At 44.3% G+C, this 13,574-nt stretch carries 13 protein-coding genes; 6 read left to right on the top strand and 7 right to left on the bottom strand.

Going from position 1 to position 13,574, the window contains the following annotated elements; translation table 11 throughout:
• Positions 1-86: 86 nt before the first annotated feature.
• From J4N39_RS18595 to J4N39_RS18580, 4 genes are all read right to left on the bottom strand, one after another.
• The gene (locus J4N39_RS18595; protein WP_252026707.1) at positions 87-425 is read right to left on the bottom strand and encodes a hypothetical protein; all 339 of its coding nucleotides are present in this window, start codon (positions 423-425) and stop codon (positions 87-89) included.
• Positions 426-490: 65 nt separating this feature from the next.
• Complete coding sequence (bluB, locus tag J4N39_RS18590; RefSeq protein WP_252026705.1) at positions 491-1,135, bottom strand: 5,6-dimethylbenzimidazole synthase; 645 nt, start codon at positions 1,133-1,135, stop codon at positions 491-493.
• A gap of 102 nt (positions 1,136-1,237) precedes the next feature.
• Positions 1,238-2,149 carry a helix-turn-helix domain-containing protein gene (locus tag J4N39_RS18585; protein ID WP_252026703.1) on the bottom strand — a complete coding sequence of 304 codons (912 nt, stop codon included), beginning with the start codon at positions 2,147-2,149 and terminating at the stop codon, positions 1,238-1,240.
• 35 nt (positions 2,150-2,184) lie between these two features.
• Positions 2,185-3,342, bottom strand: coding sequence for an alpha/beta hydrolase (locus tag J4N39_RS18580; RefSeq protein WP_252026700.1), 1,158 nt, complete (start codon positions 3,340-3,342; stop codon positions 2,185-2,187).
• Positions 3,343-3,648: 306 nt separating this feature from the next.
• On the opposite strand from J4N39_RS18580, the gene J4N39_RS18575 reads away from it, so the two are divergent.
• Genes J4N39_RS18575 through J4N39_RS18560 form a run of 4 tightly spaced genes read left to right on the top strand, consistent with a single transcriptional unit; the run spans position 3,649 to position 6,068 of the window.
• Positions 3,649-4,407 carry an energy-coupling factor ABC transporter ATP-binding protein gene (locus J4N39_RS18575; protein WP_252026698.1) on the top strand — a complete coding sequence of 253 codons (759 nt, stop codon included), beginning with the start codon at positions 3,649-3,651 and terminating at the stop codon, positions 4,405-4,407.
• Positions 4,382-4,996: an energy-coupling factor transporter transmembrane component T family protein gene (locus J4N39_RS18570; protein WP_252026695.1), complete on the top strand. Its 615-nt coding sequence runs from the start codon at positions 4,382-4,384 to the stop codon at positions 4,994-4,996. The genes J4N39_RS18575 and J4N39_RS18570 overlap by 26 nt, the downstream gene beginning before the upstream one ends.
• A 1-nt stretch (position 4,997) precedes the next feature.
• Positions 4,998-5,546, top strand: coding sequence for a biotin transporter BioY (locus tag J4N39_RS18565; RefSeq protein WP_252026693.1), 549 nt, complete (start codon positions 4,998-5,000; stop codon positions 5,544-5,546).
• A 51-nt stretch (positions 5,547-5,597) separates the two neighbouring features.
• The gene (locus tag J4N39_RS18560; RefSeq protein WP_252026691.1) at positions 5,598-6,068 is read left to right on the top strand and encodes a peptide-methionine (S)-S-oxide reductase; all 471 of its coding nucleotides are present in this window, start codon (positions 5,598-5,600) and stop codon (positions 6,066-6,068) included.
• Between the two features lie 237 nt (positions 6,069-6,305).
• Here the strand turns inward: J4N39_RS18560 and J4N39_RS18555 are convergent, their stop codons facing one another.
• Complete coding sequence (locus J4N39_RS18555) at positions 6,306-7,775, bottom strand: YfcC family protein (protein ID WP_252026689.1); 1,470 nt, start codon at positions 7,773-7,775, stop codon at positions 6,306-6,308.
• Between the two features lie 33 nt (positions 7,776-7,808).
• Positions 7,809-8,939: a beta-aspartyl-peptidase gene (iadA, locus tag J4N39_RS18550; protein WP_252026687.1), complete on the bottom strand. Its 1,131-nt coding sequence runs from the start codon at positions 8,937-8,939 to the stop codon at positions 7,809-7,811.
• Between the two features lie 745 nt (positions 8,940-9,684).
• Here iadA and J4N39_RS18545 point away from each other — a divergent pair.
• Both J4N39_RS18545 and J4N39_RS18540 read left to right on the top strand, forming a co-directional pair.
• Positions 9,685-10,473 (top strand): substrate-binding periplasmic protein, encoded by a 789-nt coding sequence (locus J4N39_RS18545; protein ID WP_252026686.1) that lies wholly within the window; start codon positions 9,685-9,687, stop codon positions 10,471-10,473.
• Between the two features lie 88 nt (positions 10,474-10,561).
• On the top strand, positions 10,562-12,469 hold the full coding sequence (locus J4N39_RS18540) for a methyl-accepting chemotaxis protein (protein WP_252026685.1): 1,908 nt from the start codon (positions 10,562-10,564) through the stop codon (positions 12,467-12,469).
• 83 nt (positions 12,470-12,552) lie between these two features.
• Here J4N39_RS18540 and J4N39_RS18535 read toward each other — a convergent pair whose 3' ends face one another.
• Positions 12,553-13,473: a LysR family transcriptional regulator gene (locus J4N39_RS18535; RefSeq protein WP_252026684.1), complete on the bottom strand. Its 921-nt coding sequence runs from the start codon at positions 13,471-13,473 to the stop codon at positions 12,553-12,555.
• Positions 13,474-13,574 lie beyond the last annotated feature (101 nt).

Below are 13,574 nucleotides of genomic sequence, written 5' to 3'. Positions count from 1 at the left end.
TATAGGAAAGTCTCAGCGTTCTTTTTTGGAATAGACCTTACATTTGGCAAGTTCTTTTCAAAATCAGTTCGTTGAACATCGAAAACTCACCATTCTTGTAGCTGGTTGCCATCAACCACTCGCGCGGTTTGAAGGATATGAATGAGCACAATCACGTCCTTATCTTCTAATCCAAACGATTCAATAATCGCTTGGGATAAACCGGTTCCCAGCTGTTGGATTTGAGGTTCATTCCATATTGAGGGCAGATAGAGCTGAGCGATAACATGATAGGCCTGACCCGCCATGCCGTCAGCCCGAGTAAAAACCACCGACATATCGTCACTGTAGATTGAACTATAGTGCTGCCAGCGCTGATAAACTTTCGCAGCACTATCGTGGTTTACATTGAGATGTTGAGATACTGTACATTGGGCAATAGGCATTATAAGCGCCTCCTAAAGACAATTTATCGAGTACAGTCGCTCTATCACCTATCGTCAAGGAGCAGCTAGCTATTCCACTGATCGTGGTGAATCAAAGACTCCAGCTCTGCTCGTGGCAGCCAACCGCACTGCTCAAGCTCTGGAGTTTGATGGAACTTAGACACATAGCCTAGACATAAGTAAGCTACAATAACCTTATCTTCAGGGATCTTAAGTGCATTTCTAAGTACATCATCGTGCAAAATGCTAACCCACCCTAAACCAATATTCTCAGCACGTGCTGCTAGCCACATGTTTTGAATCGAGCAAACCGTACTGTAAAGATCCATTTCAGGTTTGATGGTTCTTCCAATCACGACCGGTCCGTTACGTTTGCGGTCGCATGTAACGCAAATTCCAAGTGGTGCCTCTAAAATGCCTTCCAACTTTAACGACTGGTATTGCTCTTGTTTTGAAGCTTCAAACATCTCAGTTGACGCTTGATTCGCTTGGTTATAGCCAAGTTTAATTTTCTCTTTGATCTTAGTGTCTGTGACTAATACGAAATCCCATGGCTGGGAAAAACCGACACTCGGTGCGTGGTGAGCCGCCATAAGTATTCGATTAAGTACTTCTTGCGGAATAGGGTCAGAAATAAAATCACTGCGGACATCACGGCGGGAATGGATAACTTTATAAACAGCGTCACGCTCTTCTGGAGTAATGGTCATATTGTGTTTGGCTTATTGTTCTAAAATGAAGCCAGACTCTAACAACTTCCTTGTTCTCTGGCTTGCGCTTAATCAATAAACCTTATAACAACAATGGCTTAATCAAGTAGTGGTTCGAAACTCCCTTGGGCTCATACCCGTTTTTGACTTAAACAGCTTAGAAAAGTGTTGCGGATATTCAAACCCTAACTCGTAGGCAATTTGGGTGATGCTTTGCGCAGTATCCAGCATTAGTGATTTTGCTCGTTCTACCAAAAAAAGATGAATATGCTCCAAGGCATTTTTGCCGGTTTCTTTTTTAAGCAAATCGCTTAAGTAATAAGGCGACAAACCGAGCTCCTTACCGCAATACTGGACGGTGGGTATTCCCTGCTCAAACGGTTTATCGCTTTGATAATAATCGTTGAGGAAACGACTAAATCGATCGATATGATCTTGATTGAGATTCGAACGAACCATGAATTGGCGATCATAAAAACGCACACAATACTTAAGCAAAAGCTCGATGTTTGAACAGATCAAAGACTGCGTATGGTTATCCATATTCATCTCACACTCATTGCCTATGTTCAAGGCGATATCGGTCACCATCGACCGCTCTCGCTCTGACAAGTGCAGTGCCTCGTTACTTTCATAACCAAAAAAGGTAAAGCTAGACATCTTATTGCCCAGATCGGTTTTGCTTATCAGATCAGGGTGAAATGCCAATGTCCAACCTTTGGTATCTTCTACGTTACTTTCGGGCTGCTCATCTACCCAAACCTCTTGGCCAGGAGCAAAAAAAGACATAGTGCCCTCTTCGAAATCGTAGGTTGTATGTCCATAACCTACTGTGCAATTAGCGCTCTCTTTTAACGAGATAATGTAAAGATCAAAACCTATGGTGACCGATTCCTCTATCACTTGATTGAGCTCAGAAGGTCTAAAGACCGTCACCAGCGGGTGGACTGGTTTTGGTAACCCTAATGCTCTATGAAGTTCCGAAATATTACGAATTTGAAGCTTATGACTCATGAAAGGCTCCTGCATTAAAGAGGCAAACGTTTTGATCAATGCACCATTTCTTTAATGGTTGATTCTAGTTGCGAATAGTAAGGGTTCCAAGTTAAGCGTGCATAAACCCGGCCTTTCTCACTGTAGCCCCATGCAGAAAACCAAACAGGCTCACCAGATTGGCACGCCTTGGTATCTTTACTACTTAGGTTGTTTTCGCAAATCAGTTTTTCGCCGTGTTGACCGTAATATGCATTAGTCGGAGCAAACAATGAACTCATATGTGATGCTGTACTGATCTTTAAATCATCTCGATGCATTGAGTAAACTTCTGTCTTGGCTAAGGTTGCCAATTGGTCTGTATCGCCATACCAAACCAATTTACTGTTTTCGTGTGTAAAGTTCTTATGGAAATACTGGTGCAGCGCTTTTGCATCAATCACGCTATCTGCCTCGCTTGCCACTAATAATGTAGGAACATCAATGTTAGTCTGGTCAATTTTCTTTCTAAAAATCTCAGCACTTTCCGAATAAGCAAGCGCACTCGCTATCGGCCCAGAACTATACTTAGCCATATTAGTTTCTTCCGCAAACCATCCGTCAGTGAACAACCCAACGAGAGGAGTTAGCTTCTCCAAAAAAGGAGTAACGGTCTTAAACCCCGGAGAAAACAACATTAAGCCAGCAACGCCTTGGTTATCGATGGTGTGAATCGAGACTAAATTGCCACCGGTAGAGAAGCCTCCCAACCATACTTGTTGATAATCCTGTTTAAGTAAATTTGCGTAGTGGTCTACCAGATCTTGCCAGTCTTGATAATTAACCATATTCATATGAAGCGGGTCACTACCGTGACCGGGTAACAGAACAACTTGAACATAGAATCCCTGTTCTACCAACGAGTTGGCAATATCACTAAAGCTAAACGGAGAATCTCCCAATCCGTGAACCAACAAAATCGCTTTATCCGAATTCACATCCCCTTTGGCGAAAGGAGCGTTCATACCAAGCTCACGTTTGCGATCATCAGATATAAAACTGCGGTGAGATTCTAACCATTGAGTGGTCGCATCTACATATTGGTCGAACGTTGGCTGAAGATAATCGTAGTATTGTTCAGACGTATTCAAAGGCTGACGTTCGCTACCCACAGTTGAACAACCGATTAGCACCAAAACCAACATTGGCAGCAGCACATGCTTAAACACTTTCACTTCGAAACCCTCGCTCTATCACCCTAGACCATAAAGGAGACACCTTTATTAACTGCCGCTATTTTAGGTGCTGGCTATTTCGATGACTTATACATTTCCCAAATAGAGTTATCGATTTTCCAGTTTGTTACTGTTGACCCTGATAAACCCCGATAACTATTAGCGTTTAATTAAGTTCGACTGTCCAACAAGTTGGTACAACTAAGCTGACCACCTAAATGGTTTACCCTAGAATATCAACTTGATACTATGCAGCGCGGCTACGTCGGATAGCTTCCATTTAAGTTTCACCCAACCAGTATACCTATGAATAACCAAGAAAAATTTCAGTACGATAAAGATCATGCCTGCAAGATAGAGCTTTGCAATGTTAGCCTCGATATTGACGGTAAAGCAGTACTCAAAGACCTTAATGTCGATATAGAAACCCAACGACTTGGTGTACTTGGTCGCAACGGCTCTGGAAAATCAACTTTATCTCGACTGCTGTCTGGCTTGGTCGAAGTTGGTAGTGGTGAATTACGGATAGCGGGCTTCAACCCGTATAAAGACCGAGCTCAAGCGGTACAAACCATCGGTTTACTCTTTCAAAACCCAGATCACCAGATCATTTTCCCAACCGTCATAGAAGAGCTGAGCTTTGGACTACGTCAACTGGGACAAGACAAGTCTCAAGCAGAACAAAACGCATTAGACACATTGGCAAGCTTTGGAAAAAGTCACTGGAAAGACATCCACACCTCAGCCCTATCACAAGGTCAAAAGCACTTGGTATGTTTGATGGCAGTGGTTGCAATGAAGCCGAAACTGATTATCCTCGATGAACCCTTTGCAGGCCTTGATATACCAACTAAAAAACAGCTTCAACGTTATCTAGACAGTTTTGGTGGTGCACTGATCCACATTACTCATGATCCCGATGATCTCAATAACTACGACCAGCTGCTTTGGTTAGAAGCGGGACAAGTCCAAGCGCTTGGAGAGCCTTCAGAAGTCTTGCCAAAGTACTTAGAGGCAATGCATAAAATTGGAGAAAGCGATGATATCTCTAACCTCTCCAATTAAAACCCGAGCGCACCAATGGCGCGCAGGGCCTAAGCTTGCTGCCCTCTGTTTTGCGACGTTAGGATTGTTCTATATTGAAAACCTAGCAGTACACCTATTCATATTGGTGACGATTGGAGCGCTTTACCTGCTGCCAGGAAAGGTGTTTTTCTTGAGCGGCTGGAAACATCTTAAAATTATTCTTCCATTTGTATTCATCGTTTTAGTCTGGCATATCGCTACTGAACAAATCGTCACCGGTACCACCATCATATTAAGGCTCGTTTCTACAGTAGCGCTGGCTAACTTGGTGACTATGACCACACGCTTGTCAGATATGATTGATGTTGTGCACTACGTGACTAAACCACTTCAGCGTTTAGGGCTTAACACCAAAGCTCTGGAACTTGCTATTGCATTGGTGATTCGAATGACACCCGTTCTAATCGCAAAAGGACAAAACTTATCTTGGGCGTGGCGCGCCCGAACAACTCGCCGTTCTGGTTGGAAAACCGTCACACCATTCACTGTTATTGCTTTAGATGACGCCGATAGAGTCGCAGAGGCACTGCGAGCTCGTGGTGGCATCAACCCTCAGGAGAAAAACTAACATGGAAAAAAATGTCACCTACATCGCCCTATTTGCAGCATTGATTGCAGCATTGGGCTTGATCCCTAAGATCACGCTTGGCTTTGGTGTTGCTATTACCGCACAAAGTCTCGGTATCATGTTATGCGGCACAATTTTAGGGGCTAAACGCGGTGCGCTAGCAGTCTTGCTGTTTTTGCTACTCGTCGCGATAGGTTTGCCTCTACTATCCGGTGGCCGTGGTGGCTTGGGTCTGTTTGTTGGCGCATCAAGTGGATTCCTATTTGGCTGGGTAGCTGCGGCATTCGTAACTGGGCTCATTGTTGAAAAATGGCGCAAAGGCTCAATTGCGGTCGTTTCTGGCATCGCATCAGCGATTGGCGGTATTGTCGTTCTATACTTCTTCGGCATCATTGGTATGTCCATTGTACTGGAGAAGACGTTGATGGAATCAGCCGCACTAGTGACGATTTTCATTCCTGGCGATATTATCAAATGTATCATTGCAGGCCTTCTTACATCCGCAATTGCCAAAGCTCGCCCGGCAAGCTTGCTTTCTCGCACGGCATAATACGTATTAGATTAAAGGGCTAGCTTCCTAGCCCTTAATCGAGGAGTCCTGATGGAAGAAATCTATATCGCTGGTGGCTGCCTGTGGGGTGTTCAAGAGTATATTCGTCATCTACCCGGTGTAATTCATACAGAAGCTGGCCGTGCAAATGGTACCTCGTCAACCACACGAAGTGACTATGATGGTTACGCTGAATGTGTACGAACCGAGTTTGATCCCCAATTGATCACTGTAAATCGACTAATGGATTATTTCTTTGAAATCATCGACCCATACAGTATCAACAAGCAAGGTGAAGACGTAGGTGAGAAGTATCGCACTGGTATATATAGCATGATGCCAAAACACCTAGATGAAGCAAAACACTACCTATCTTCGAGAGAAGATTCGGACAAAATAGCAATAGAAGTTCTGCCGCTAACCAACTACGTCAAAAGTGATGCAGAACATCAGGACAGGTTGACCCGTTGTCCAAACGACTACTGCCATATTCCCCAAAGCACTCTTCATAAATACAAGTAAAACTTAACAAAGAGATGAACTGATCTCAGTTAGCGCAATACCATATAATGAACTGCGAGCAGCCCATACCTATCGCTTATAAAGTGGCGGACTAAATCTACATACCCAAGGCCAAATCTACTGCAGTAAAGATAAGCCTCTACTTTCAAGGATATGACGTTTTTGGGCATAAGCGCTAGCATACGCCCAAGAACATTCAGACATTAAAATGCCGACGAAATAGAGGTGCGCTCCAAGTTAGGCAGCTATAAACAGTACGATGCAACTTCCTAAAAAGATTGCGCCGATATATGGCACAACCCATTTAAGGAATCGACCGTAAGGGATATTCGCAATCGCCAAGCCTGCTACCACCGTTGCTGCCGTTGGAGCAAACAGGTTAATCCAGCCCGACCCCATTTGATATGCTGTCACCACAATGTTTCTATCAACATTGGCTAGATCGCTTATTGGCCCCATCAGTGGCATAGATACCGTTGCTAGGCCAGAGCTTGAAGGAATAAAGAAAGCGAGCAAAATATGAGCGACATAAGAAACCACCGCAAATACACCGCTGTTTAGGCCAACGACCAAACCCTCAGCCCAGCTTAGAATGGTATCGGTGATGTTTGCATCGTTCATCACGACATTGATACCTTTAGCCACTGCAATTACGAGCACCACACCAATCATATCTTTACAGCCAGAGATAAACGCTTTAACAAACTCTCCTTCTGGCATGCGGTTGATAAGGCCAATGATCAATGCCGCTGTTAGGTAGATGACCGACAGCTCTTTTAGCCACCAATTTAGCGCAGGCACAAAAGTAACACCGATATCTTCCCAAGGGATCACACCGTAGATCATCAAGCCAAACGCACCGAAGAAAACTGTCATGGTGAGTTTGTGTTGAGTGGTGTATTCCTCGACTTCTGGCTGCTTAGAAAACTTGTCATCAAAATTGATATCGCTTAACAGCGAAGCAGAAGGATCTGCTTTCACTTTTGCTGCATAACGCATAATGAAAACGCAGGTGATCAGATAGAAAATGGCAAAGCTTGCTAGACGCAGAACGATACCATCGCCTAGAGGAATTTCTGCAAAGCGAGAAGCAACACCAGTTGCAAATGGGTTCACTGTACTAGTCGCAACACCGATGCCACTACCAAGTAGGATAATACCTGCAACAACCAAACGGTCGTAGCCAGCAGCGATGAACAGAGGTAGCAAAATCACCCAAAGGCTCACTGTCTCTTCACTCATACCATAGGTGCTACCACCCACAGCCAAGATAAAGATTAGGATTGGGATAAGCCACTGCTCACGACCAGCAAATCGCTGTGACATTGCTGCAACGCTTGCGTCCATCGCCCCTGTGCGGATGGTCACATTAAGAAAACCACCAATCATGAGGACAAAAAGGATGATCGAGCTGGCTTCACCAAAACCTGTGAGCGGAGCCTCAAGCAGAGCACCTATGCCTTGCGGGTTACTGGTAAGCTCAGTGTAAGAGCCTGGTACTGGTAATAAGCGCTCACCACCAGAGTAGCTCGCAACATCTTTCGCTTTGATTAGCTGCTGAGTATCCGCTGTTAAATAGTCGTATTTGCCTGCTGGTACAAACCATGTCATCAGAACCACTAATGCGGTGATGATAAACAACAAGGTATACACGGTCGGCATCTTAAATGTCCGTCGTCTTGTTTGTGTTTCAGTCTGAGTTGTCATAGGTATTCCTTTTCTATTTAAATATTCTGTGAGTTATATGCGAGTAAGTCCATTGCTCCAGACTTGCTCAACTGAAAGTGATTGTGGGTCAACAAGTACAAGGTCGGCGTCAAATCCAGCTCGGATCTGACCCTTTGATTCCAAACCAAGGTTTCTTGCTGGGTTTAAGGTGATAGATTGAAGCGCCAGTTCAAAAGGTACTTGGTATTCGGTAACCGCTTGTTTAACCGATTCGAAAAGGCTAGAGATATCGCCACAGTCGATACCGATGACCTCGCCGTCCGCATCAAAACGAGGCAAGCTCGCATTGGCATCAGAACTCAATGAAATCTTGCTAATATCCACTCCCGCTTCAAGCGCAGCAGCTAATGCTTTGGCACAGGCGACTTCGCCATCTTGAAGCAGGTCTTCATTGGTACTGGTGGTTAAGTCAATCAAGCCGCCATCCAATGCGTATTGAATACCAGTATCGAATAATTGGGGGTTACGATTGATATGAGTTGGGACAAAAAATGAGTGTGGCAGCTCTGTTTCTGATACCACTTTCTTTAATAAATCTAACTGTTCAGGTTCATCGCCTAGATGACAGAAAATCACACCTTTCTTACCCGCTAGATTGGCTGATGTTCGAACCTTACGTCCGAGTGAGTAGAGATCGGCAAAAGTGAGCAACGATCCACGATGATCGGCAAGAGCTATTTCTCCTAACCCGACAATTTCAGGGATATAGACAAGATCTGTTTCGACACTGCCTGTAAGAGTTTCGGGCGGATAGTGATAGGAGCCGTTGTAGAAATAGCTTGAGACGCCAAGCTCTGTCAGCTCTCGACTTTTCCCAAGTAGATTAGATAGATTGCGAGTGATGGAGTCTGTGCCTAACGCCCCAACACAGCTAGTCACCCCGTGTTCGAGCATATATTGGGCATTGATCTCTGGAGTGCGGTTGGCAAACCCTCCCTCCCCACCACCACCGATTATATGGGTTAGTCCATCGACAAAACCGGGGGTCAAATACTTCCCTTGCCCATCATAAACATCAATAAAGCTGGGTACATCAAAGCCACCACTCTCAATCTGATGGATTTTTTCGCCACAGATCAGAAGATCGCATAGTCCAAGCGCTTGTGGTGCAAAAAGTTGTACGTTTTTAATCAGCTGTAACATCAAATCATCCTGATAGGTTTACAACAAAAAATCTGATATAACCAACCTATCGAGCGCAAGACGCCTTCAAAGAACATAAGCTTCTTCAAATAGTTCAAGGTTGATTAGTCAAGAATTTAACCGACAGCAAAGCCTCTCCGGTTCGGGGGAAGCGGAGCTTTACTTGTGATTACACATGGGAGATGGGCTACTCGTTACACCATTCACTTAGAGCGTGACGGCTAAGAGCATAAAAACCGATAAGAGTGACAGATGTGCAGCAGGAAACAGCGCTATAGAACGCTTGGCGAATTTCAGCAATAGTATTGTTACCGTGAAACATGCGCTTTAACCTGCAAAGTGGATAGAGATATTACTGAGCTGAGGGTAATCGAAGTGGTCAGTCCTAACTGTGATGAACTTCCAGTTTTAAAGCAACAGCAGTGTTTGATACATCATGCTTCAATCTATGTCTCATATTTTTCCAGCTCGTCAAACTGTATTAGCTGGATTCACTAGCCCTCTAAACTGGCTCTAGTAATCAGCTTAAACATGACACAATGTTGACCCGTTGTCCAAACGACTACCGCCATATTCCCAAAAGCACTCTTCATAAATACAAGTAATACTGAACAAAGAGATGAACTGATTTCAATTTTACGCCCTCAGCCTCGTCAGTTAAGCACAGGCAGCCACATTATATACGTGCCACGACCACTGCAATTATCTTATATACTGTGAATATTGGTCTCTCTGGAGCACTCAAATGATAAGGACAGTCGTCTCATGGTTCATATGTTTTAGCTTGCCTGTATGCGCCACAGATAAAATCACCATCGCTTCTGGTGATTACCCTCCGTTTAGTGGACCATCCCTCCCCTTTGAGGGCTACGTCTCCCACCTGGTTACTGAAGCCTATTCAAGCCAAGATATAAAGGTAGAGCTCCACTATTTACCTTGGGTCAGAACGTTAAGGGACAGTGCAAAAGGCAAATATGCTGCAACTATGTTTTGGGCTTGCTCCCCAACACGACGTGCAAAATTTCATTGTAGTGAGACGCCTGTTCTCGAAGAAGAAGTGGTGATTTACCACTTAACAGAAACGCCCATCAAGCGCTCTAATACATTTGATGATTTGAAACACTATAAGTTTGGTTATGTGAGAGGCTATGAATACGGGCCAGAGTTTCAAAAAGCTTTAAGAGATGGAGAAATCTCAGTTGAGTACGTAAATAATGACGTGCAGAACTTTAGAAAACTTCTCGCAAAGCGTATTGATATCTTGCTATTAGGTAAAAAAGTAGGACAGACCGTGCTAACTCAACACTTTAACCCTGACGAACAAACGCAAATTACTCATATTCCAAAACCATTGTTTTACGCCAAATATCACCTACTGTTTCCTAAAAGTCGCACCGACTCTTTAAAGTGGATGGAAAAGTTTGATGCCGGCATGGCAGAACTGATGAAATCTGAGTCTTACCAAGATCTGCAGCAACGCCTGCTAAATGAGGGCTACCACGCTAAACCTCAACCGAGTACATTAGCCCCATAAAAGGGATATTGAGCTGCTTACTCAATATTTTATAAATATATCAACTAGAATTAATGGATAGAAAATAGCCCAGTAAAAGGATCTAGTTATGAAACAACTAGGATTTAAAAACTTACTGTTGATCTCCACACTTACCCTAGTTTCTCTGTCCGTCGCCGTTGCAGGCATTGTGTCCTATCAAAATGAGGCACGAACTCTCACCAAAATTATCGTAGATAGTACCCAGAGTTTTGTGACCTCCTCTGCCAAAAAGGTCGAGCTCGTAGTCGGTGACAAAGTCGGTGCTGTCGGAAAAATTGCTTCTTTATACAAGAGCACTCCAATCGAAGGGTCACGTGAAGAATTGATTCAAATGACCCACATCATGGCTGCTGCAGCCAATCTAAATAGCGCCGTTGTAGCGTTTGAAAATGGAGATGGCTATTGGAATCAAGAAGCCAACACTTGGCCAAACCATAAGTATGAAGGCGACGTAACAACCAGGGGATGGTATCAAGCCGCTCGACAAGCTAACGGTACTTCCGTGACTGATCCCTACCTAGGGTCTGAGGGTGATGTTTACTGGATAAGTATTGTAGAAAAAACACTTAGCGGAATGGTCTCTGTAGATATGAAGCTTGGGTTCCTTAATGAATTAGCGAAAGCAGCCACAGAAATACCCGGCTCTGTTGCGGTCATCATGGCCCAAGATACCTCGATCTTAGCGAGCTCATCTCTCGAGCTTAAGGTAGGTGAAAAAGGAAGTAATATCACCTCATTGCAGCAGGTCTTCCAAAAGGCAGTGGGTGATGAGCGTGCCCTCCAGGAGTACCAACTTGATGGTGTGGAAAAGCTCATGTTTTCACAGCAAATCAAAGCGGGTGACAAACACTGGTACTTCGTTCTTAGTTTAGACAAAGCCATCGCTTTCTCAGACCTCTCAGCGGCAAAATCTGAGGCTCTCTGGGTAGGCATAATTGCTTGTGTGGTGAGTGTAATTGCGGCCTATTTCATTATTCAGTTGCTTTACACACCAATCATACAGCTCAAAAAAACCATCTTGGATCTTGCGCAAGGCGATGCAGATCTAACACAAAGACTTAATGTTGAGTCCAATGACGATCTTGGCCAAATCGCACAGGGAGTAAATGGCTTTGTCGAAAACCTACAACAGATGATGAATCAGATCCAACAGGCCGGTGAAGTACTGCAACAAAATGTCGTTAGACTGCAAGATAACTCGTCGAGAAACTCATCTATTCTCCAATCTCATGTACAAGAAACCGAGCAAGTTGTTACGGCTATTGAAGAGATGAATGCGACTGCGGAGTCTATGGCAGCGGATGCAGCAAGCACTGCGCAATTGACTCAAAAGGCCAATCAAGCCAGTGAAGCATCGAGAGGTACGGTGAGTGGGGCTCAAAATTCCGTCACCGCCTTGGTTGAAGATGTACAAGAGACCGCAGGCAGCGTACAAAAGCTGAGTGATGAAACTGATAGCATCAATCAGATCCTCAATGTCATTGGAGATATCGCCGAACAAACTAACCTACTCGCCCTCAATGCCGCTATCGAAGCAGCAAGAGCAGGTGAACAAGGACGAGGCTTTGCCGTGGTAGCTGATGAGGTACGGATGCTAGCCACTCGAACCAAAGAGAGCACAGAGGAAATTGAGTCTGCGCTAGGAAGTTTACTAAAAGGCAACCAGCAGGTTGTAAGAGCGATGGATACTACTAAAGGGCGCTGTGAAAGCACTGCAGAAGCCATGGGCGCTGTTGCACAAAGTTTAGGCGCCATGACTCAACACGTTACCGATGTGAGTGACCTTAGCTCTCAAATCGCAACTGCTGCTGAAGAACAAAGCAGTGTGACCCACGATTTAAGTAGAAACATGAACGCCATCAGCGATATTGTGCAAGAGCTCGATAACAATGGCAAAGAAGCACTGAATGATGCTCAAAGCATTTCGCAAATTAATGGCCAACTCAATGAGATTGTTGGTCGTTTTAGATTATGAGCTCTCTAAAGAGCCAGCAAATTGCCTTGCTGGCTCGAATATCTTACGGCTAATCTAATGATTACGTCCCACAAACAGCTGAACTAATCCAAATAACCTTCTTTCGATAGCTCGGCTAAAATCGCTTCAGATTTGTCCCGAAACAGATCTCTAAGCAATCTTGTGCTGGCGGTAATGGATTGCTTGCTTGGACAAACCAACCACAACTCAGTCGATGTAGGTTTGTATTCAGGCATCACGTTGACGACCCTTCCAGAGAGAAGATCATCAGACATATCTAAACATGATTTTATCGCAACCCCTTTGCCAGAAGCGCACCACCTTCTTACCAAATCTCCGTCATTAGATGCTCGGTTGCCAGTTAGTTTCACTTTGAATTCTCTAGTTCCATCGGTAAATTTCCATGTATCTTGCAACGAATCGTGCAATTGATATAACAGTGCATTGTGTGACAAGAGCTCGTTAGGATGTTGAGGCATACCATACTTTTTAAGGTAGTCAGGTGTTGCACACAACAGTCGTGGAATGTCGCATATTTTGAACCCGTACATACTGGCATCAGTCGGTGAACCATAGCGCAGAGCCATATCCACAGAATCACGGTAAAAATCGATGTTGCTATCGCTGATATTGCTCCTCAGTGTCACTTTGGGGTTGGCCAGCATAAATTCATCTAACCATGGTGTAACTAGGTTTCGACCTAAATCTGAAGAAAGAGCAATGCGGATCTCACCATCAATTATGTTCAAGTCTTCCCGCATATTTTGCTTTGCTTTTTCCAATAGTTTTAGCGCTTTTTCGCATTCAGGTAGGTAACGCTCTCCTGCACTAGAGAGCCTCAATTGCCGCGTGGTTCGAACAAATAGCTCAATGCCCAGAGTCGCCTCTACTCGTTTTACTGCAGCGCTGGCTGTTGCTGATCTCATATCAAGAGCTGTAGCTGCGGCAGTAATGCTTCGAAACTCTGCGACTTTCACTACAACCAGTAAATCTTGAAGCAGCATAAAGGTTCTCCTAGCTTTCGATATACAAAAAAGGGCTCACTACAACGTAGTCAGCCCTATAGAATTCAATTTTTATTTGCAACGAGTCTCAACTTATCTGC

This window comes from Vibrio sp. SCSIO 43136, assembly GCF_023716565.1.
Classification (GTDB): Bacteria; Pseudomonadota; Gammaproteobacteria; order Enterobacterales; family Vibrionaceae; genus Vibrio.
The sequence above is the reverse complement of the archived record's forward strand: the minus strand, read 5'-3'. Positions and strand labels throughout refer to the sequence as shown.

Bases quoted from the DNA above. Each gene is read 5' to 3' on its own strand.
- J4N39_RS18570 (WP_252026695.1), top strand. From the start codon at position 4,382: ATGATATCTCTAACCTCTCCAATTAAAACCCGAGCGCACCAATGGCGC.
- J4N39_RS18585 (WP_252026703.1), bottom strand. From the start codon at position 2,149: ATGAGTCATAAGCTTCAAATTCGTAATATTTCGGAACTTCATAGAGCA.
- J4N39_RS18595 (WP_252026707.1), bottom strand. From the start codon at position 425: ATGCCTATTGCCCAATGTACAGTATCTCAACATCTCAATGTAAACCAC.
- J4N39_RS18560 (WP_252026691.1), top strand. From the start codon at position 5,598: ATGGAAGAAATCTATATCGCTGGTGGCTGCCTGTGGGGTGTTCAAGAG.
- J4N39_RS18565 (WP_252026693.1), top strand. From the start codon at position 4,998: ATGGAAAAAAATGTCACCTACATCGCCCTATTTGCAGCATTGATTGCA.
- iadA (WP_252026687.1), bottom strand. From the start codon at position 8,939: ATGTTACAGCTGATTAAAAACGTACAACTTTTTGCACCACAAGCGCTT.
- J4N39_RS18535 (WP_252026684.1), bottom strand. From the start codon at position 13,473: ATGCTGCTTCAAGATTTACTGGTTGTAGTGAAAGTCGCAGAGTTTCGA.
- J4N39_RS18540 (WP_252026685.1), top strand. From the start codon at position 10,562: ATGAAACAACTAGGATTTAAAAACTTACTGTTGATCTCCACACTTACC.
- bluB (WP_252026705.1), bottom strand. From the start codon at position 1,135: ATGACCATTACTCCAGAAGAGCGTGACGCTGTTTATAAAGTTATCCAT.
- J4N39_RS18555 (WP_252026689.1), bottom strand. From the start codon at position 7,775: ATGACAACTCAGACTGAAACACAAACAAGACGACGGACATTTAAGATG.
- J4N39_RS18545 (WP_252026686.1), top strand. From the start codon at position 9,685: ATGATAAGGACAGTCGTCTCATGGTTCATATGTTTTAGCTTGCCTGTA.
- J4N39_RS18575 (WP_252026698.1), top strand. From the start codon at position 3,649: ATGAATAACCAAGAAAAATTTCAGTACGATAAAGATCATGCCTGCAAG.